The organism is Mycobacterium sp. (assembly GCF_002863225.1).
Taxonomy (GTDB): Bacteria; Actinomycetota; Actinomycetes; order Mycobacteriales; family Mycobacteriaceae; genus Mycobacterium.
In genome coordinates this window covers 13,279-32,471 of sequence record NZ_PKEK01000105.1, presented here as the reverse complement: position 1 = coordinate 32,471, position 19,193 = coordinate 13,279, and the positions used below count along the sequence as shown (strand labels likewise).

Annotated in this window: 21 protein-coding genes and 1 pseudogene; 10 read left to right on the top strand and 12 right to left on the bottom strand. The window is 62.8% G+C overall.

Features of this window, described 5'->3' with window-relative positions; all coding sequences use genetic code 11:
• Positions 1-107: 107 nt before the first annotated feature.
• Complete coding sequence (locus tag CYU59_RS28005) at positions 108-584, bottom strand: hypothetical protein (protein WP_293004541.1); 477 nt, start codon at positions 582-584, stop codon at positions 108-110.
• 181 nt (positions 585-765) lie between these two features.
• Between CYU59_RS28005 and CYU59_RS28000 the strand changes: the two genes are divergently transcribed.
• The 5 genes from CYU59_RS28000 to CYU59_RS27980 all read left to right on the top strand — a co-directional run bounded on the left by CYU59_RS28000 (position 766) and on the right by CYU59_RS27980 (position 4,224).
• Complete coding sequence (locus CYU59_RS28000) at positions 766-1,152, top strand: hypothetical protein (RefSeq protein ID WP_293004540.1); 387 nt, start codon at positions 766-768, stop codon at positions 1,150-1,152.
• A 419-nt stretch (positions 1,153-1,571) separates the two neighbouring features.
• The gene (locus CYU59_RS27995; RefSeq protein WP_293004539.1) at positions 1,572-2,333 is read left to right on the top strand and encodes a hypothetical protein; all 762 of its coding nucleotides are present in this window, start codon (positions 1,572-1,574) and stop codon (positions 2,331-2,333) included.
• Between the two features lie 17 nt (positions 2,334-2,350).
• Positions 2,351-2,698, top strand: coding sequence for a hypothetical protein (locus CYU59_RS27990; protein WP_293004537.1), 348 nt, complete (start codon positions 2,351-2,353; stop codon positions 2,696-2,698).
• Positions 2,699-3,072: 374 nt separating this feature from the next.
• Complete coding sequence (locus CYU59_RS27985) at positions 3,073-3,786, top strand: TnsA-like heteromeric transposase endonuclease subunit (protein ID WP_293004535.1); 714 nt, start codon at positions 3,073-3,075, stop codon at positions 3,784-3,786.
• A gap of 6 nt (positions 3,787-3,792) precedes the next feature.
• On the top strand, positions 3,793-4,224 hold the full coding sequence (locus tag CYU59_RS27980; protein ID WP_293004546.1) for a sensor domain-containing protein: 432 nt from the start codon (positions 3,793-3,795) through the stop codon (positions 4,222-4,224).
• 81 nt (positions 4,225-4,305) lie between these two features.
• On the opposite strand, the gene CYU59_RS27975 is transcribed toward CYU59_RS27980, so the two are convergent.
• The 6 genes from CYU59_RS27975 to CYU59_RS27950 form a co-directional block, all read right to left on the bottom strand.
• A complete protein-coding gene (locus tag CYU59_RS27975) occupies positions 4,306-4,524 on the bottom strand; it encodes a hypothetical protein (RefSeq protein WP_293004533.1) in 219 nt (72 codons plus the stop codon).
• Between the two features lie 968 nt (positions 4,525-5,492).
• Positions 5,493-5,714 carry a hypothetical protein gene (locus tag CYU59_RS27970; protein WP_293004531.1) on the bottom strand — a complete coding sequence of 74 codons (222 nt, stop codon included), beginning with the start codon at positions 5,712-5,714 and terminating at the stop codon, positions 5,493-5,495.
• A gap of 111 nt (positions 5,715-5,825) precedes the next feature.
• Positions 5,826-6,497 carry a PAS and ANTAR domain-containing protein gene (locus CYU59_RS27965; RefSeq protein WP_293004529.1) on the bottom strand — a complete coding sequence of 224 codons (672 nt, stop codon included), beginning with the start codon at positions 6,495-6,497 and terminating at the stop codon, positions 5,826-5,828.
• 283 nt (positions 6,498-6,780) lie between these two features.
• Positions 6,781-8,352, bottom strand: coding sequence for a chloride channel protein (locus CYU59_RS27960; RefSeq protein WP_293004528.1), 1,572 nt, complete (start codon positions 8,350-8,352; stop codon positions 6,781-6,783).
• Positions 8,353-8,387: 35 nt separating this feature from the next.
• A complete protein-coding gene (locus CYU59_RS27955) occupies positions 8,388-8,909 on the bottom strand; it encodes a MarR family transcriptional regulator (protein ID WP_293004527.1) in 522 nt (173 codons plus the stop codon).
• 172 nt (positions 8,910-9,081) lie between these two features.
• Positions 9,082-9,372 (bottom strand): ANTAR domain-containing protein, encoded by a 291-nt coding sequence (locus CYU59_RS27950; protein ID WP_293004526.1) that lies wholly within the window; start codon positions 9,370-9,372, stop codon positions 9,082-9,084.
• Positions 9,373-10,093: 721 nt separating this feature from the next.
• On the opposite strand from CYU59_RS27950, the gene CYU59_RS27945 reads away from it, so the two are divergent.
• On the top strand, positions 10,094-10,324 hold the full coding sequence (locus tag CYU59_RS27945; RefSeq protein WP_293004525.1) for a CsbD family protein: 231 nt from the start codon (positions 10,094-10,096) through the stop codon (positions 10,322-10,324).
• Positions 10,325-10,421: 97 nt separating this feature from the next.
• Here CYU59_RS27945 and CYU59_RS27940 read toward each other — a convergent pair whose 3' ends face one another.
• The gene (locus tag CYU59_RS27940; protein ID WP_293004524.1) at positions 10,422-10,691 is read right to left on the bottom strand and encodes an ANTAR domain-containing protein; all 270 of its coding nucleotides are present in this window, start codon (positions 10,689-10,691) and stop codon (positions 10,422-10,424) included.
• Between the two features lie 416 nt (positions 10,692-11,107).
• On the opposite strand from CYU59_RS27940, the pseudogene CYU59_RS27935 reads away from it, so the two are divergent.
• The 3 genes and pseudogenes from CYU59_RS27935 to CYU59_RS27925 all read left to right on the top strand — a co-directional run.
• Positions 11,108-11,416, top strand: a pseudogene (locus CYU59_RS27935) (mechanosensitive ion channel family protein); the annotation flags it as partial.
• A 679-nt stretch (positions 11,417-12,095) separates the two neighbouring features.
• On the top strand, positions 12,096-12,947 hold the full coding sequence (locus CYU59_RS27930) for an anti-sigma factor antagonist (protein ID WP_293004523.1): 852 nt from the start codon (positions 12,096-12,098) through the stop codon (positions 12,945-12,947).
• Between the two features lie 213 nt (positions 12,948-13,160).
• Entirely contained in the window at positions 13,161-14,210 is a 1,050-nt protein-coding gene (locus CYU59_RS27925; protein WP_293004522.1) for a putative zinc-binding metallopeptidase, read from the top strand.
• An 83-nt stretch (positions 14,211-14,293) separates the two neighbouring features.
• On the opposite strand, the gene CYU59_RS27920 is transcribed toward CYU59_RS27925, so the two are convergent.
• Positions 14,294-15,262 (bottom strand): NAD(P)H-binding protein, encoded by a 969-nt coding sequence (locus tag CYU59_RS27920; RefSeq protein ID WP_293004521.1) that lies wholly within the window; start codon positions 15,260-15,262, stop codon positions 14,294-14,296.
• A gap of 194 nt (positions 15,263-15,456) precedes the next feature.
• Here CYU59_RS27920 and CYU59_RS27915 point away from each other — a divergent pair, with 194 nt between their 5' ends.
• The gene (locus CYU59_RS27915) at positions 15,457-15,609 is read left to right on the top strand and encodes a hypothetical protein (protein ID WP_293004520.1); all 153 of its coding nucleotides are present in this window, start codon (positions 15,457-15,459) and stop codon (positions 15,607-15,609) included.
• A gap of 744 nt (positions 15,610-16,353) precedes the next feature.
• On the opposite strand, the gene CYU59_RS27910 is transcribed toward CYU59_RS27915, so the two are convergent.
• The 3 genes from CYU59_RS27910 to CYU59_RS27900 all read right to left on the bottom strand — a co-directional run bounded on the left by CYU59_RS27910 (position 16,354) and on the right by CYU59_RS27900 (position 19,149).
• Positions 16,354-17,943, bottom strand: a complete 1,590-nt coding sequence (locus CYU59_RS27910) for an NAD(P)/FAD-dependent oxidoreductase (RefSeq protein WP_293004519.1) — start codon at positions 17,941-17,943, stop codon at positions 16,354-16,356.
• A 4-nt stretch (positions 17,944-17,947) separates the two neighbouring features.
• Positions 17,948-18,433, bottom strand: coding sequence for an SRPBCC family protein (locus CYU59_RS27905; protein WP_293004518.1), 486 nt, complete (start codon positions 18,431-18,433; stop codon positions 17,948-17,950).
• A gap of 131 nt (positions 18,434-18,564) precedes the next feature.
• Positions 18,565-19,149 carry a hemerythrin domain-containing protein gene (locus tag CYU59_RS27900; RefSeq protein ID WP_293004517.1) on the bottom strand — a complete coding sequence of 195 codons (585 nt, stop codon included), beginning with the start codon at positions 19,147-19,149 and terminating at the stop codon, positions 18,565-18,567.
• Between the last annotated feature and the right edge of the window lie 44 nt (positions 19,150-19,193).

Sequence of the window (19,193 nt, the reverse complement as noted above, 5' to 3'; positions counted from 1 at the left end):
TAGGTCTAGGCAGATTCATGGCCGCCAGCGGGCACTTTCGTGCCCGCCAGTGGGCAGAACTTATTGACCGCTAATGGGCACTTTCGTGTCCGCCAGTGGGCATTTTTTCATGTCCGCCGACAGATATCGAAGATCTGCGCTTTCATGTGCACCAGATCGACTTTCACGACTTGGCTGTACGGGTCGCCGTCGAGAGGTGAAATGAGAGAAGCCCGCCGCGTTGTGTAGTCAACCGAGCGTTGGCGGCGCTCGATCTGCGGTGCAGACAGGTCCCCGGACTGCAACAGTCGACATACACGAGGGCTGACAGACGCCTTGCTGTTCACCGTCAGCAGACGCTGCTCTGGGTCGATAGCTACGAAGTCTTCGGGTTTCGCCGCGGTGAGAGTGTTGAGAATCTCTGGGACCATCCCGAGGAAGTCGTCCTGGGCGGCAAGTATTTGGTAGCCAAGCGAGGTGAGGAGTCTGCCGGCGACGTGCTCACCGAGATTGCCTACGGCGACGTGATTTCGTTTGCGCCGCAACTCGTAGAGTCGGTGGTGAACACTCGCCATCTCGGTTGAGGATTCGGAACCATCGACCATCCTTTAGTTTCGCACCCCTGGCCGCGCTTCGAGGCGGCGACCAATGAGCCGAATGTCCGACTCATCGAGGCGCCGGACCGTCAAGGCCGCGTTGCATATTGGCCGTCGGGGGTTCTCCACTCCAAACATGTCGGAGGCCAGTGCTCTACTGGGATCGGCGGCGAGTGAACGGAGCAGCGATATGTGGGGCGACCCCCAAACTGAGCGGGACGACGAACAAGCACGGCAGGCCATGGCGAGATTGCTTCACGCCCGAGGCGAGGCTGTCGCCGCTGCGGTCGCCGCGGTGTCGAACTACCAAGACCATTGCGTCGACAACTGGGACGGCGGCCAATACGAAGCGGAGCTAGCAGTACCGCCCGAACTGTACGACGCCGCTCGATCACAATGCGCGGAGGCTTTAGACCGGGCGTGCTTGGATCTCATTGGCGCCGAACGCTATCGCGGGCTCAACATCACCCTCAAACGCATCCCCACAAACCCAAATTGGGTCGAGGAGATCTTGGCGGCACTGAAACCGCACCATGTGCGTTCGGAGCGGGCGGGGGCTTCAGAGCTGTCGATTTGATCACTAGATCGAAGAAAGCTCCGGCCGGCAGTCGGATGTTCTCGTGGGCATACCTGAGCGGGTCAACAGGGATCACCCGGTAAGCCGGGACCGATCAGTCGAATGCGCGATCTGACCGTGACCTGCGATTATGCAGCGAAGATTAGCGAGTGTCCGCGACACGCCCAAGTTTTGTCAAAGTAGCCAGGCGTGTCTTGTCAATCTTCGCTGCATCTCGACAGTAGGTTCCGTTTTTCCATGTCCAAATCCCAAATGGAATGTCCACTCGATGTCCAATTGGACATGAATGTGGGACGCCCAGTGTCGCGGTGTACTCGGGTCGGCCGGTTCGGCACCTCGCGGGCGTCAACGGCTAGACGGAATCAGCGGGGCGATCACTCGGGAAGGCCCTCACGATCAGCCGGGAGTCGAGGTGCGCGTTGAGCGACGAAGCAGCTCTGTGGCTGCACAACTTCAAACAGATCATGAGCTTTGTTGACGTAGCGCACGACAATTTTCGGGCTGCGCCGAACTCTAGGGGGGTCGCCGAGAAGTCGGTCAAGGAAGGCCTGCGGCAAGGAGTCTTTCACCATCTTCTAGATGAACGCGAGAGAGAAGCGATCTCCAACGCGCAGCTCGGCAAGGTTGTCGAACGTGTTCGCAGCGCAGTTGATGATTTTCTCAACGAGCACCTCACGACGCCACAGCAGCTGGTGAGCAGACTCCGTGAGATCGCCAGTCTCGCCGGCGAGGCGGTCGAAACCATCAACGAAATGCCTGATGAAGAAGATGTAGTACAGGTCGTCGACGAGTTCGAGTCCCGCTACCTGGTGACGCTGGCCACGACCATGTCAGCCCATCACACACTCGCCACCAAACTCGTTGAGCGCAAAGAGTCCGACGGTCAGTTTTTTGACATCGCAACGTACGCCTTCGTCAGCGAACCGGGACCGGGACGGGTCCACGTCGTCGACCTGAACAACGCGATGGACAGCGGGGCAGGTTCGTATAGCTTCACGCGAGGAATGGTCTCCTACGACCGGTTCCCCCCGGTACAACTAATGATTTACGGACAGTGGTTCGCCTACATCCACGCTGTCTGGGAAGAGTGGTACCGACCCCGCCTGGCAGCGGCCTACTCACGGACGCTCGAAAAGAAGTACGTGAAGAACGACATCAAGAGCGTCTTCATGGAGAACTAAACAAGATCCGAAATGACGTGATACACAACAAAGCTCGCGTTGAAGAGTGCGCTCGAAACCGCATTCTCGACTGGGGCACCAGCGACGGCCTAGTAGGTATGACACCCGAAAAGATGTTCAGCCTGCGGGGGAGCTTTCCGCGTGATGAGCTGCTAACCTCGCCCGTACGCGGGGATGTTTCGAAGTCCCAGAACATTCCATGGACTGCAGACATACAGTTGATCGATTCGGTGAAACGACGGCTGGCCGAGCTGGGGGTGGCGAAACGTCAGCAGAAAGACATCGGCGACGAGATGCTTCGACTTTGGCTCGACACGAACAGCGCGCCAGCGGCAGTGGTAGTGGAGCAGGTACGCGGTAACTAGCGGCCTGCGCCCGCGGCGTGCAGCACTAAACTGCGGCCCAGCTTTCTGGCGTGCAGGCCGGGTCGGCAGTGCGCTTGGCCCTCAGTTGGCTTGAGGCCAGGAATTAATTTGGCTGAGAATGGCCCGGGTAGCACCGAGCCCGTGCATCTTCTGCAAGTGTCTTGCGCTGCAGGTGTATTTCTTGAGCCAAATCACGAAAACCCATGCGGTGCCGTAAATTAAAGCCATTTGGAGACGGTCATTATTCGGTCTCGCGACCATAGCAATTCAGTTGCGACTCTGGCTTACAACACAATTAGACCTCACCATCGGAACACGAACGCCGATGGAAGCGAGACAAAATGCCGAGTCAAACTACTGTGGAGCAGTTTTCAATGCCGTTCCCGTATTCGCGCGTGCTAAAGATGAATGGCGATGAACTGAACGTCCCGTTGGGCGCCGTCTCGCAGGCGTTTATCGCCGAAACCAGGCCGATCCGAACGTTTCGCTGGTTCAAAGGCCAGCGACACTACCCAGGCACCTACTGGTCGGCGACCGAGGCCGCACACGTCATCTACGAGTCACGCCTAGAGTTGAGCAGGTTGTTGCTGGCAGACTTCGATCCATCGATTGAGCGTATTTTCGCGCAAACCTTAACGATTCATGCGTGGATCGATGATCAGCATCGTCTTCACACCCCGGACTACTTGCTGATCCGAGGTGCGGAGCTGGTATTTGTCGCGGTGAAATCGCTATCGCAGCTCGAGCATCCCAAGGTTGTCGAGGCCTTAGCATGGGTCCGCGAGGTCATCGAAGAACAAGGCTGGAGCTTCGAGGTAGCCAGCGAGCCGAGACAGCCAAATTTTGACAACGTCCGGTTCCTCGCGGGTTACCGACGCGCACAGTCGATCTCGCATGCTGCGGTCGACGACCTTCGCGCCATTGACCTCGACGGTGTGACCTTCGGCGACGCCGTGCGAACCGCGGGGGGAGTCGAGCCGATCACGCGCGCGGCACTGCTGCACCTGATGTGGAAGCACGAAGTAGAAGCTGACTTGTCGCAACCATTTGGCGACACAACACTTCTCTCCGCAAGGATGCCGTCATGAGCTGGGCTGGGACACCGATCGGCGTCGGCACCCAGCTTTTCGTCGGCAGGACCCGACGCACTTCAACAGACCGCCGCAGTTTTTCCATCCGCCGACGCGGCGAAAAGGTTTCTATCGTCGGTGCAGTCGGTGTGGGACACCTGTGCTAACAGCGACGTCGACGTGACGCTGGGCTACGAGAACGGCCGCGGCTTCAAAACCGGCAGCATTCGGCACAAGGACGACCTCGTCACCATCGCGATGGCCGACAACGGTGGATTGAACGGCGCGCACGCATGCCAACAGGCGCTCGGAGTCCGAGGAAGTGTTATGGCCGAGGTGCGCACCTGTGACGTCCCGCCGGGTGTCTCGAATCCCATGATTCCGGCAGATCCGCGGTGGGCGACCGACGACGCCGAACGTCTGACCCAAGCCATGCTGGCCAAGGTCAAGTCCTGACGGGTCCAGGTCATGTCGACTGTCCCTCGCGCGGGCAAACCCGGCGCGCGATGTATTGGGTGTTCCCGAACAGCGCGATCGTCACACCAGGGTCATGCAACACACGCTCGAGGTAGCGGCGGTGGGCGTCGCTTGCTCCGGGCGAGCGCCTATTTCGGTGAGGTAGGCGTCTGCGCATTGCTCGTATCCCAGCGCATGGACGAGCTTGGCCTCGGTCGTGGAGAAGATAGGTTGGTGTCGGCCGCGACGTTCAATCGCGAAGCCGGCGCGATGCAGCGAGTCGACGATCCGCTCGGCCACGTCGAAGGACAGTCCCCGGCGTCCTGAGCAACGTCAGCATCCTGCAACCATCTCTCCGCAAAGGCCTCGCAGCCACGATTCCGTTCGAGAGCATCCTGCGCAGACTACGAAAGCTGTGAAGATCGTTCCAGCGCAATGCCATTGCCGTGCCTGACGCCCCGGCCCGAGCGGCGCGAGTCCACCGACGGGCGAGAAGCACGACACACCGTCGATGTCGCGGGTCACCCACGGGCTCAGCGATGACGACAGGCATATTAATCTGAGGAATCAGAGTGGGTCAGACGGCGCCAACATGCAGGATGAGACATCCGGTGGCGCAGATAACTTACGCGAAGCAATACCTCTCGGTAATCGACAACCGTTAGCGCACAACGATATTCGCTGGACAGCGAAATTCGAATCCCACACGGTGTGATCCCGGTATGTTGCCACGACGTCACGGTGACGAAATCGGAGCTCAATCCCCGCAACGAACCGGATGGGTGATTAACGATGCGCCAGCGTCTTTCTAGGCGCTTTGAAAAATAGACACGAACGTGAGACAAAGCGTTGTGGACACGACGTGAGACAAGCTGCGTCTGCGCAGGCCAGAGCCTCGCGGGTGGACACCGAGTTTGAGAACCTACACGCTGATGAGGCGTTGGAGCCTAGAAGTTCACGAGTGCAGTGCGATGTGCGTCGTGCAGAAGTGGCTCAATTGGCCTTGCAAAGCGGACGATGCAGCCCTAGCCGTGCAGTCCGGTGACTATGCCGCTCTCCGCAGGTCAGGACGATAGTCGATCAGAGTTGTTCGATTGCAATCGTTTACAGTTGTAAAGCAGATGAACCCGGGCCGGTTACTCGGTTTGGATGACTGTCTGGCTGCGCGAACCCCGCCGGAGTTGGATAGCGTCTGTGCGTTGCCGGTGACCGGCGCAGGCGTGGCCGCTGAGCTGTCTCCCATATTTGTCTCGTCGAGCGGTGAGGTCTCATTTGTTTTGTCGGGACTCCCATTCGTGGACGATGTGCTGAGCTTGCTCGATCGTCGGCGCTGATTCCTCGTCCTTTTTGGCCGCGTCGCCGCCGTGGCTTAGCGAGAAGCTTCGGGCGATCCAGTGGTCGTTCTCTTTATGGACGGTGTATTGGACACCGCTGCTGTAGAACTCCCAGGCATCACCTGCGATATGGATCCACTCGTTAGGCGCAGTCATCATCCTCCAACGACTCTGACGTGACGGGAACATCTGGCGCTGCGGCCTCACCGAGTAGGTAGGCGCTGCGCGAGGCGCTTAGTGGGCCGCGGTGCTGGGCGAGCGTGGTACTCAACGGCGGCACAGCCCCATTAGAACTTCGTCGTAGACGTTTCGTGCGGGCAGCACGGGCGCGCTGAGGGCGCGGAACTGCTCGACCAGACGCTGCGCTATCGCCCGCAGCTTGGTGTTCGATCGCTGCGAGAGCCACTTTAAGAGCTCGAAAGCCGCGTCGTCTTCGAGCCCGTAGACCACCGCGAGCATGCCTTTGGCTTGCTCGATGACGGCGCGCTTATTGCTTACTTCGGTGACGCCCTCGGTGATGCGGGCCTGGACCGCAGCCTCAGCAGGTGTGACGTCGATGTAGAAACCTTGAGTGCCGATCACTGAGCCCATAGCGTCACGCATGACGTCGCCGACCACCGCGATGCGATGCTCACGGCCGCGCTTATCGATCATCCGGTGTCGACTACTAAAAGGTGCCCGGGTACGAAGGCTGTCCTGCAGCGCAGCACGCACGTGTTCATAGTCGTCGGGGTGTTTGTGGGCCAGCACCTCTCGCGTAGTCGGGTTCGGCATTTCCCCGCCGGCGTAGCCGTGGATGAGTTGGACCTCCTCGGACCACTGCCAGCGTTCGTCGTCGATGAAGAATTCAAAGCGGCCCACAGTGTGGCGCTGGTCACCGTAGCGCGTCTGGTCGACCTCCGATGCAGGGGCGACCGCAAACAACATGTCGTCATGCATGCCAGCAGAATAAAACTCGATGCGCCTGCCGTCGGGCTGATCCGTGAAAGGAGTGACGAAAGCGGTGGCTGCACTGCATCATTGGGCCCTCACTGACCAGCGCCGGGTCACCGATACAGCGCCGGGCCGTGATCGGACGTGCCGTCGCCGACTTCGGCGGCATCGACGTCCTAATCAGTCATATTTCTTTCAGGTGATCTACGACGATCTCGACCAGATCAGCGGTGAGGGATCGGGGGTTCACGCTGCGATGGGCGCGTTTGCCGGCGGCGCCGATGAGTGCTCAATCGGCACCGCGCTGTGGGGAGCGTACTGGTGGCGTTCTGCGGGTGAAGGTATTCAGATACCGCGAGCGATCGGTCGCTTCGGTGAGGTCGTGCAGGCGGGCCACCAGGATGTCTTGGATGAGGATGTAACCGAGCGTCTCGTCGTCGCGGCCGTGCACACGCAGTGGGCCGCCGCCGGTCTCAGCGAAGACGTTGGCTGCGTGTCGCAGGGTGTCCTCTGTGGAGACCTCGCCAAGCATTGGGGCCAGCGGCAGGCCATGGCGTACCACGTTTTTGACGAAGAACGTTTCCAGCGGATCGGTGGTGTAGTCGCTGGTCAGGTGAAGACCGCGTCGAGCGATCTTCTCGGTCAGGATGGAGCGGTCGAGGACCAGCACCGAGACGGCGTAGCCGCTGATTGAGGCGATGACCACGGGGAGCAGCGCCGGCCAGGCGTGGGTCAGCTCAAGGGTGAATACGATGCCGGTCAGCGGTGAGCGCAGCACGCCGCCGACCACCGCGGCCAGGCCCAGGATCGCCCAAAAGCCGGGAAACACGGTGGGGAGTGCCTGTCCGACGAGAGCTCCCACAGCTCCGCCGATCATGAACACCGGAGCGAGTACTCCGCCTGAGGTCCCTGACCCGAGCGACAGCGACCAGATCGCAGTCTTGACGACGAGGATGCCGATGATGAGCGACAGGCCAGCCTGACCTGTGAGTAGGGCGTCGATGACGTCGTAGCCGACCCCGAGCGCGCGAGGCTGGACCAGCCCGCCTGCTCCGATGAGAAGGCCCCCGATGGCCGGCCACCACATCCAGTGGATCGGCAGACGCGAGAATCCGTCTTCGGCCAGGTACACTAGCCGCGTCGCAACGATGCCGACCGCGGCGCCGCACAGTCCGATCGCCACAGCCAAAACATCGGTGGGCCAGGCGATCTCGGTGACGTGCTCAGTAACCGGAAACACCGGATCATGACCCAAGATGAACCCTCGGACCACGGTGGCGACGACGACGGATGTCGCCACCGGCACCAGACTGCGCGGGCGCCACTCGAACAGCAGCAGCTCGACCGCGAGCAGAATCGACGCCAGCGGCGAGTTAAAGGTTGCGGCCATACCACCCGCCGCGCCGGCGACCAGCAGAATTTTGCGTTCATCAGCGGTCAGGTGCAGATGCTGCGCAAGAATGGAACCTAGCGCTCCGCCGGTCATGATAATGGGTCCCTCGGCGCCGAACGGGCCGCCGGTGCCCATGCTGATCGCCGCCGAAATCGGCTTGAGCAGTGCGACTTTCGGTTCGATGCGGCTGCCCCGGATTAGGATGGCCTCGATCGCCTCGGGCATACCGTGGCCGCGGATCTTCTCCGACCCGAACCGCGCCATCACACCAACGATCAGGCCTCCGGCGATCGGCGCCCCCAACACCAGCCACCACGGATGGTGTTGGGCTCCCGGTGCTGATAAATCGAGGCTGAAGCGTTGGTAGAACACCAGATTGGTCACCACGGCGATCAGACGCAGCAGACACCACGCCGCGCCCGCTGAGAGGGCGCCGATAGGCAGGGCCAGCGCTGTCGTAAGCAGCATCCGGCGATCCACTGCGAAGTCTGATAGCCGCCCGGTCATGACGTCACCGCCGCGCTGATCCGTTCGGTCATCTGCGCCAGCACCGATGCGGCGACAGTTCGTGACTGCGCATCCACGTCGGCAAGAGCGGTGCGCAGGATTTGTTCGCGGTGCACCGTGACCCGCTGCACGATCGAAGCACCCTCGCCGGTCAGCTCTAAGTTGACGGCGGATGCGTTGGTCGGACTGACTGTTCGCGAGACTAATTCGGTCATGGTCGGCCGCGCGATGAGCCGGGTCACTGACGACACACTGACATGCAACCGGGCAGCCACCGCTGAACACGAACCACGACCAAGGTCGGAGACCGTGAACAGCACTCGCATCTGTGCCAGCGTCAACCCGACCTGCTCGGCGCTACGTTCCGCCAGCAGCGCCAAACTGCGCACAGCGCTCAGAAATTCCGAAAGTTCATCGCGATCAAGATCTGCCACATCGCAAAGTATTGCACTATGCAACGCTTGGGATGGCGTCGGGCCTAAATCAGCACTTACGTCAGGTTCGACCTGCTCAAGCATGCGCTCGCAGTCGGATCCACCTCGGCGCGTACCTGACAGGACATTCCACACGGGCATTGGAGTCGCCGCGATTGACGACCGGCAAGGCACAAGGACCGCGCTGGATGCGCTGAGCCTGCAGCCACGTGACAACGCGACGCAGCGGTCGGCCTTGATGGTTAGTAAGACTGTCTTAGTGGTGCAAAGAGAGGCGGCGGGCGATGACGTCGGCGGCGACGGAGCAAAGGCGGCGACCGGTTGCGAAGGCGAACGCACGTAGTCGGTCGACGCCCTCGTCCGCGCTGACCCGAAGCTGGACCGCGATCATCGCGCCGGCTACGTGGATCTGCGTGCGGGTGAACGGGTTAGCGGGCTCAGCGACGCGTGCGTCGTGGGTGGCGGCGACGGCGTTCAGCGCGTAAGTGACGTCGCCGAAACGGGACACGTGGTCGTTCCAGTTCGACAACAGTCGATCAGCGATCATCTGCGCGCACCCCTCTACCGCGGCGCATTGAACGGTATCGAGGCTGTGCTGCGGCGGTAGAGCTCCAGCACACCCAGTGGTTGCTGACCGTCGGGGATGGGGAACGCGAATAACGCATGCGCTCCCATCTCGGTAGCGTCGGCGGCGAATGTTGGCCACCGCGACGGCGACACCGTGCTAGCGAGCTTTGGATAAAACTGTGGGCTGTCGTCGAGATAGGCGTAAAAAAGGGCCCTCCCCGATGGTGTATTGCAGTTCATCGAAACGCTGCGCCACGCTGTCGAGGCATAAATCAGTTCGCGATTTTGGCGCTGAGGCTCAACACCGCGAGTGCCGCCCCGTCGGCACACGCGTGTTGCATTGCGCTGTCACAGATCCCGCCGATCCCGGCGTACAACGTCGCACTCATCGCTGCCTAGTGTTCGAGTCGGCCAGCTGCCGGTGTTGTACGGGCAGATGGCTTCGGGTCCGTGGCGGGGGTACTGCGCGTTCTGCGATGCGGAAAGTACCCGTTGCGGCACGAAAACACGCACTGGTTTGCTTGAGCTGCAGAGGCCGCGGCACCGCGCGCCGGCTCGCCGCCTCGAAGCTGGGATGACTGAGTGGGCTGCAAAGAGCGGCTTCTGATAAATGCGTGAGACACGTCGCGTCGATGTGGACGCCTGGGCGCTAATGGGTACAGACCCCGTGCCGATGCCAAACAAACGAAAGGAGCGCAGCGGTGAGCGATAGCGGACCCAAAGAGGCCATCAAGGGTGTCGTCGAGGACGTCAAAGGCAAGGCCAAAGAAGCAGGCGGCGTAGCACTCGACAACGAAGACCTACGCGAAGAAGGCCGCGCCCAGCAGGACAAGGCCGACGCTGCCCGCGACGCAGCGAAGAAGGAAGCCGAAGCCGAGGCCGCGCGGGGCGCCGAAGACGCCGCTGAGGCACGTCAAGAAGCCTCTCAATAACGCTGTCCGGCCACGACTTCGGGCAGGTGCTTGACACGCACCTGCCCGAAGTGCGGCGGTACCGAGCAGCGGTCAACGTTGTCCGCGCCGACGACCCCTACTGCGGTAGCGGCCGAGACTGCTCGGCCAAGCGGCGCTGCCGAATCAGGGTGGTCCACGCGTCGAGTTCGGCGGCGTGAGTGGTGTCGGTCGTGCCACTGGCCAGTGCCACGAGCTCACTCGCTACGGTGCCGACGCCAATACCGGTTCGTTGAACCTCGGCGGTCAATTCGGCGAACGCCGTGTCTTGGTCGCAACCGCGTAGCCCGATTAGTACCCCTACTGCGAGGTCGATGACCCGCCGAGAGCTGTTGTCGTACCGGTTCATTCGGACATCCTGATGCGTCGTACATTAATGCTCGTTCAGCCCTACTGCTGAGGGTGCGCGCAGAGCCTCGAGCGGCGAAATGCGAAAGGTGGATGTCAAGCAACATCCTTCGCCGCTGAGGCCCTGCTGCGAGGTGATACCCGACAACAGTGACGCTTAAGCACGCGGAGCAAAAGCTGAGAGCAGCAAAGTCCGTCGACCTGTGAGAGAGGCCTTCGTCGTGGACACGCCGCAGCACAACCAAGTTGCGGTAATGCGGGTACGTCAGGCAACGTTGTTGAAACGCAAAGTGTGCAGACGAACGCGCCGAGTGCTACGTCGTTCTACCAGGTCGTGCACCGCATGTGAGCGGAGTAACTCCGTCGGCCAGTCTCGCCGAAGACATCAATGGATCTGATGATCATGCAACCAACACTATTGCGACCAGTACTGAGCAGCGCTGGCACGATTTCTGGCACGACGAGCTCGGCCAATGGATCATCACGCGCGGTCTGCGGGTGGTCATGATGATGGTCGCCGCGGCGCTGGCGGTCCGGTTTGTGACCTGGGTGAGCGGCCAAATCACGTACCTGCTCGATGCCCTGGTCCGCTCCGAGTCCTCCAAGCACCGCCAGGCAGTTGCATCGGTCATCCAATGGGTGTTGATTGTGCTGATCGCGATCTGGGGCATCGTCCGCGTCGCCGACGTTCTTGATGTGTCGGTCAAAGGTCTGGTCGCGCCGGCCACAGAGATGTGGGAGCGCTCATGGACACCCCCGCCCCGGCAGAGACGAACACCTCTCGCGGATCGCTGGGCGGCACGGCCATAAGATCACCGTAGGTGCCCAGCGTGAACCGGTTCAATCTCGCAAACCCGCCGAGTTGGACGAAGGCGACGTCATTGCGTACGGCACAACCGATATCGAGGGCTACGGCACCACGCCGCTGTAGCGGGCACAGTTCATCACAGACACCCTCCGTGTCCATCTGGACCGCCGAGCGTGCACCCCTCCGCCACCAGGATTCGTCAGCGATTCGCGCCGTGATCGGGCATAGTGGTCCGGTGGTGTCCCGCTCGTAGAACTCGGCTACCTGTTCCGTGACCACGTGCAACATCGACCGGAATGAATGCCAGGTCAACGCTTTGCCCCGAGGCGGTGTGGAGGGGACTCAAAATGCTTGTGAGGGACGTAAGGCGCAAGCTATCGGCGGCGTCCGGCCCGCCGACCCGTCAATCCGATCGCGCTCTGTCGCGCATCAGGCACGTCGGTCGGGGCCGGCAATCCGCTAAGCCTCTTATAATATTGACCGATTCCAGTCCGTGCCAGGCCGAACTTTGCTATCACGGACGGAGCACCGTCTGCCTTCAGCCGTCAGGGCAATGATCGTCCGGCGCGCACCAGCGCCGCCAGCTCGGGAGTACGTGTGACGTCATCCCATTCGACCTTCGAGCCGCTGTCCGAGGCGCGCGCCACTGACCGACGTGGGCGACCGACATCGTTGCAGGCCGACATTCAACGAGTCGGCTCAGCATTCGTCGTGCACGCCGTCGGCGAACTCGATAGCAGCAATTTCGATGCGTGGCGCACACTGTTGGCCACCACCGCCGCAGCCACCAATGCCCCCGGTCCGCTCGTCATCGACATACGCGACATGAGCTTCGTCGCGACCGGCGCGCTCTTGGCGGTAGCGCAGCAGGCGGCGGGCTGTCGGCGTCGCGGAATAGATGTACGGTTGGTCAGCGACCAGGCAATCACGGCCAAACTTGCGCAACTGACCGACTTGCGCGAGGCCGTCACGCTCTATCCCACGGTGGATGCGGCGCTGACCGTCCCTGCCGAGCTCTTGCGGCGGCTGCGCATCCACCCGGAGCATCGCGTGTCGTTCATCAATGCACCGGCCCAACTCGTCTCGCTGTTTCTCGGGACCGAGCAGGTGGATCCCGAGCGCGCGGACGTGGTCCTGGGATTCGTGACGCGGCGCCGACATCTCGGATTGCTGGGTGCGGCCTACACCGCCGCCCGCGACGGCCGCCTCGCATGGGTTGTCTATCCGAAACCGGGACAGCTCGGCAGTGAGCTGTACCGAGACCAGATGGCGCGGGCCGTGCTGCGTCACCACGTCCAGTCAATCGCCCACGTCTCTCTCGGCGACATCTGGTCGGGACTGTTGCTCGAGCCGATGAATGATCACCCGGCCATCGTGACCGCTGAACTGGCGCGAGCCTGGCCGGTGCGTCCGACGGACATATCTGAGCGTCGGCGAACCACCGGCTGATCGCGCTCGCGAGGCCCGACTTTTCGCGACCCCGGCGGTTGAGGTTTCCGCCCACCCAAGACGGATACAGCCGTTCGCTCGAAAAAGGCAAGCGCTCGGCTGCTTTGGATGTTTGGCCGACCGCCGACGAGGGCACTGTCTACCGCGGCACGGTGCTGAAGCAACAGCGAGCGGGCGGCCCGTAGCTCCCCACACAGCGAGAGGACTGGGGCCATGCGCGATTTCATCTGCCCTAATTGCGGGCAGCGGCTGGCTTTCGAGAACTCGGCGTGCCTGGCGTGTGGTGGGCGGCTCGGCTTTTCCCTCGACGAGATGGCGCTGCTGGTGATCGGGGACGGATACACGGCCGCACCGGGCACCGTTGCGGCCGACCAGTACGAGTGGTGCGCTAATCGCCATGTCGCGCAGTGCAACTGGCTGGTTCCGGTGCGCACGGTCCGTCAGCTGTGTCAATCGTGCGCGTTGACTCGAACCCGTCCGTGTGATGCAGACCGCGCCGCGCTGGCTGCCTTCGCGGCCGCCGAGAAGGCCAAACGGCGCCTGATCGTCGAATTGCGGGAGCTACGGCTGCCCATCTTGGACCGAGTCGCGGACCCCGACTTCGGGCTGGCGTTCGACCTGCTGTCCAGCGCTGAGCAGAAAGTCGTTACCGGCCACGCCGGCGGAATTATCACGTTGGACCTCGCCGAGAGTGACGACGTACACCGCGAGCAACTGCGCGTGGAGATGGACGAGCCGTACCGCACGCTACTGGGTCACTGTCGCCACGAGATCGGCCACTACTACTTTTATCGTCTTATCGAGCCGTCCCCGATGAATCTGGCGCAATTTCATGCGCTATTCGGTGATCCCAATGCCGACTATCAGACCGCCTTGGACCGGCACTACGGTCAAGGCCCGCCGCACGGGTGGCAGCGCGAACACATTTCGTCCTACGCCACCATGCACGCCGCCGAAGATTGGGCCGAGACCTTCGCCCACTACCTTCACATCCGCGACACCCTCGATACAGCAGCCGCCTTCAGCTTCGCCTCCGCCGCGGGGACCTACGAGCGTCGCTTCGTGGGCCGCCGTGGCTTCGACACCATGATCGCCATGTGGCTGCCGCTGGCCTGGGCGCTCAACATGGTCAACCGCTCGATGGGCAAAGACGACCTCTACCCGTTCGTGTTGCCGTCAGCTGTGCAAAACAAGATGCGTTTCATTCACGCCGTCATCGACGAGCAGGCCAACCCCCCGCGGCAACTGGCCGCGGCGGCCTAACCGAACCGAGACTAGCGCCGCGCACCGAATGACGTTGACTCCCGCGCACTTCGCAGCTGCGCATCGCGAACGACGTCAGCGGTTCACAGTTGCGGGGCGGACTCCCACCGGGCCAGACGTTTCCCCCCGCGGTGGTCTGCGCCGAGCGCGTCGATCACCGATTCGCGGTAGGCGGTCAGTCCCGCTGCGGGCGGGCCGATGACGGCGTCGATGTCATGCTCCCGGGCCACCGCGTCATACTCCAGAGACTCAACGAGTGGACGGGCCAGTCCCGACGGAATGGGCGTCACCAGACCCACCCACCAGCTCGCGATCGAGGGAGTCAGGAGCGGCAACGCGACGATCACCCGTTTGCGCAGACCCGCAACCTCGGCGTACACCTGCATGGCGTCGGCGTATTCCAGCACATCGGGACCACCGATATCCCAGGTCCGCGCTCCGGGAACTGGAGCTGTCGCGGCCTCGCGCAGGTAGTGCACCACATCGTCGACGGCGATGGGTTGTATGCGGTTGCGGACCCACTTCGGGGTCGTCATCACCGGCAGCCGGTCCGTCAAATGCCGGATCATCTCGAACGACGCGGATCCAGCGCCGATGACGATGCCGGCCTGCAACACCACGGTCGGAATACCGGATTCGATCAGGATGTCGCCCACTGCCTGGCGGGAGGCTAGATGCGCGGACAGGGCGCCGTCAGGGTGCAGGCCCGACAGATACACGATGCGGCCCACGCCCGCTTCGCGGGCCGCTTTGACAACGTTCTGCGCTGAACGTCTTTCGGTCTCGACAAAATCGCGCGATGACCCCATCGAGTGCACTAGGTAGTACACCACGCTGGCACCGTCGAAAGCAGTCGTCAGCGAATCGGGGTCGGTGAGATCACCGCGGACAATTTCGACCTCGGAGTGCCATGCCGCGTCCTGCAACTTGCTCGGCGTGCGGGCGAGCGCGCGAACCGCGTATCCGGCGTCTAGCAGCCGCGGGATCAGCTGGCGACCGATGTACCCGCTGGCACCGGTGACCACGCAGCGCACTACATCGTCGTTGGACATCGACCTGTAGTGCCCGACGACGTGGGGACCTAAACGAATCGGCAGAGGCCTGTTCGGCCTTTACTGTCGCCGGACGAAGATCGCGGTGGACGCCTACTCAGCGACCGCGCAGCCGACGGCAGTACAGCCACAACGCGGACTGAGCTCAGGCACGCGCCGATCAACTTATCTGAGATGTAATTCACTTGCGCACAATGCTTTCGCTTCGAAGAAACCCAGCGGCGGTAGATGTCGGCGTGCTCGAGGCGGACGCGGCGCCGCTGTCGGGCGCGCAACTGGCGTCGCCGCGGATCTTCGGCGCCGTCGTCTGCGTGCGCAGCGGCGATCGCCGTGCCGACAGCGGCTAGCAGGCTGGCTCGATCCGGCCGCATGTTCATCAACCGGTAGACGCGCACACTTTTCTGCTCGCTGAAATGTCCGCAGTCTGGGGTCACGACTCGTACGCCGGCGTCGTAACAAATCTCCACCCATCCGGAGTGCGTGCCGAAGCGGTAGGCCAGCACCAGGACGTCGATGTCGTTGAGTTACTGGTTAAGCTCGGCGTCGCTGAACGCGGCGTGCACCCGTACGTCGACGCCGCAACTGGCGTATCGGGCGAGCCGATTCGGTAGTCCGGGCAGGGCGTGCGGTGAGGTCATCGCGTCATCATCGAGATCGAAACGGAGCTGCGCGTTAACCGACCGAGCCGACATCCCTGGCCGGGTAAACGCGTTGGACTCGCTCACCCGCGCGCGAAGCCACTCGGCGTGCACGCAGAGGATCGCCCGACAACTATTGTCGAATTGGCGGGACCACGTGGCCCGATTCGACGACGTCGCCCAAGCCTTCGACGCCGTCTCCGCCCGCCACGACGGGGGCTTTCAGCAAACCCGTCAACCCGTTCACCTGTGCGCAGATTCACGTAGCCGGCGGCATCACCGCCGTTCAGCTCGGTGTCAGTGCGGACGAGGGAGTGGACCGGCTACGCGCGTACGCTTACGCGTCCGGGGGCCGGATCTCCTCGGTCGCCGCCGACATCATCGCCCGCTGCCCCACGCTGCACCAGTGACGACCGCGGTGGGTCGCTGCGGCGCACGACCCATCCCCCCGCCCTACCGCGTCAGCAGGTGCTGCACCGCGTGAATAAGGCGACGGCGGGGCCAGCCAGTCGCGCCGTCGGCCGCCAGCGCGGCGCGCGCAGCGTTGCGTCCGCACATTCCGTGCACACCACCCCCGGGTGATGCGCCCGCGCTTCCCAGGAACACGTTCGCCACGGGTGTTTCCGCGCGCCCGAATCCTGGTGCCGGCCGAAAGATCACCTGTTGGAACAGCTGCGACGTGCCGCCGTTGACGGCGCCGGTGTGCAGGTTCGCGTCGCTGTGTTCCAGATCCGAGGGGCGCTGCGTCACCTGGCCGACGACATGGGCGCCGAAGCCGGGGGCGTGCGCTTCTAGGATATCATCGACGCGCTCCGCCAGCCGCTCAGCGGAGTCGTCGTCGGCCATTCCGCGCGGCAAATGGGTGTACGCCCAAGCACTTTCGGTGCCCACAGCCGATCGCGTCGGATCAGAGGTTGTCATTTGCCCGAACAACAGGAAAGGATGCTCGGGCACGGTGCGGGTGTTCAAGTCGGCCATCCAGCGGATCAACCCGTCGTGGTCGGCGCCCAAATGCACTGTCCCCGCGTCGCGAAGGCTCCCGGAACGCCACGGAATCGGTGCGTCCAAGGCGTAGTTAATTTTGAGCACCGGTGTGTCCCAGACGAAACGCTTCAAGCCCCGTCGCAAACTCGCCGGCAGTGACTCGGCGGGTAGCAGCCGCTGATACAGGTCCGGCGCGGACGTATCCGCGATGACAGCCCGCCGACACCGGATTAGCCCACCGTCAGCGGTGCGAACCGCGGTTGCGCGGTCGCCACTGACACTGATCGAGGTGACCGGGCGGCCGCACTCGACGCGGGCCCCGGCGGACTCAGCGCGCCGCACCAGCGCCGCCGTCAGCTGTCCAGCTCCACCCACCGGCACCGGGAACCCATCATCTTGGGCCATCATGATCAGCAGATACCCCATCACCCCGCTGGCCGGGGCATCGATGGGCACATCGGCGTGCATTGCGTTGCCTAACAACAGCAATCGCGCCGCCTCCCCCGTGAAAAACTGTTCCGCCATGACTCCGGCGGGCAGCAACAGCAGATGGGCCAGCCGCAGCGCGTCGGCGGTGCCGAGGCTCCGCAGTAGACCCAGCGGGCCGCGCAATGGCGGGAAGGGTGCGAACAACGTCTCCAGCAGCGGCTTCTTGATTCGTTCCCACTGCTCGAACAGATCACACCACCGCTGACCGTCGCCTCGACTGCGGCGGTCCAATTCTGTTGCGGTGTGGTCAACGTCGCGATAGATGACCGGCGCATCCTCATCGGCGCTGTCGCGTGCGTGGCCGACGACCGCGGGAGCGTGCGACCACTGCAGGCCGTGATCTTCCAGCCGAAGTTCCCGCAGGGCGGGCGAAGCCACCGACAGTGGATAGAAGGCGCTGTACAGGTCACTGATGTAGCCGGGCACCAGCTCGGCGCTTTTGACCGCACCGCCTGGCGCGGCTTGCGCTTCCAGCACGAGGACGTCCCATCCTGCGTCCGCGAGTATGGCGGCGGCCACCAAACCGTTGTGCCCGGCGCCGATGACGACGGCGTCCGCGCTGTCGCTCACTGTGTCACTGGTCGAGCTCTTCGGGTGCCCGCCGTTCGGCGATCGCCGCTAGGCGCCAGGTGCATTCCCGATTGCGAGGGAACGCTGCGGCCAGTGCCAGCCGTTTGGGCACCCACCCCATCGGGGCGCCGACGGGCACTTCAGCCATCTCGATGCGGCAGCCGCCGCCGTCGTTGGCGTACAGCCGCATCGTGATTCGCGCCTTACCGAACGGCCGCCCTTTGGCCAGCAACACCAGCTGCTGCAATGGTTGACAGTCCTTGACAACGGTGACGTCATCGAGAAGCAGCGGCCACACGCCGATCGAGTGGCGGATCGTGCTACCGACTTCGGGCCAGTGGGGGTCGACCGCGCGCATCCGGCTGTTACCGACCACCCACTGCGAGTAGGTCCACCCGTCCGCCATCGTCGCCCACACCTGGCTGCAGCTCGCCGACGTGTCTCGCGTGACGACCAGCGAGCTGGCCGCTTCGCGTGATTTGTCCGTCATACCAATCTCCTCACGTCGACGATCACCGATCAGAGTGTGCCGCAACCGTAGACTTATTCCAACGGTTCGCTCTGCCGACGGCCGGCCAGTGACGTTGCTTCACAATCGTCGGTGCTGGCTGTCCGGTCCTGTCAGTGCATCTGGGGATCGGGTGGGTTCTTGCTCGTCCTACCGGTCAGCGCATCGCGCACGTGATCAACAACCGCCACCAGCATGCCCGCGGTTTTCAGCAGTAGAGAACTCGGTGGTGTGCCAGGATGCGGTCGAGTCGGCGCAACCTTTTTCGCCGTTTCGAGTTGTCGGCCGATCTTTTCGAGTTCGTCGCGACTGACCGCGGCCTCGAATTTCGGGAACACCTCGTTTTGTTCGAAGTCGATATGCGCGCGGCCGGCAGCGACAAACGCCTGCAACGCCTCCTGGTAGTGCGGCTGCCCGGGCTGAGAGTCCTTCAGCTGCTGCAAAAGCCTTTTGCCCTCTTGCTCCTGCTGAATGGCTTTGTCCGCCAATGCATCACCGTCATCGAGAGCTCGGCGGACAGCTGGCCAAAACCACTGCTCTTCGATGGCTTCGTGCTGCGACTCCGCGATGATGAGGGTGGTGACCATCGAGTCCAAGCCGCTGACTCGGCTGCCTTCCGCGGTCGGTGCTTGGTCAAGCCTTTCGAGCAGGCCCAACACGCTCTTGTGGTCGTCGCGTAGGAAAGTAAGCGCATCCATGGTGGGGTCCTTTACCGATTAGGAGGCCGCCGCGTCCCGGGCGC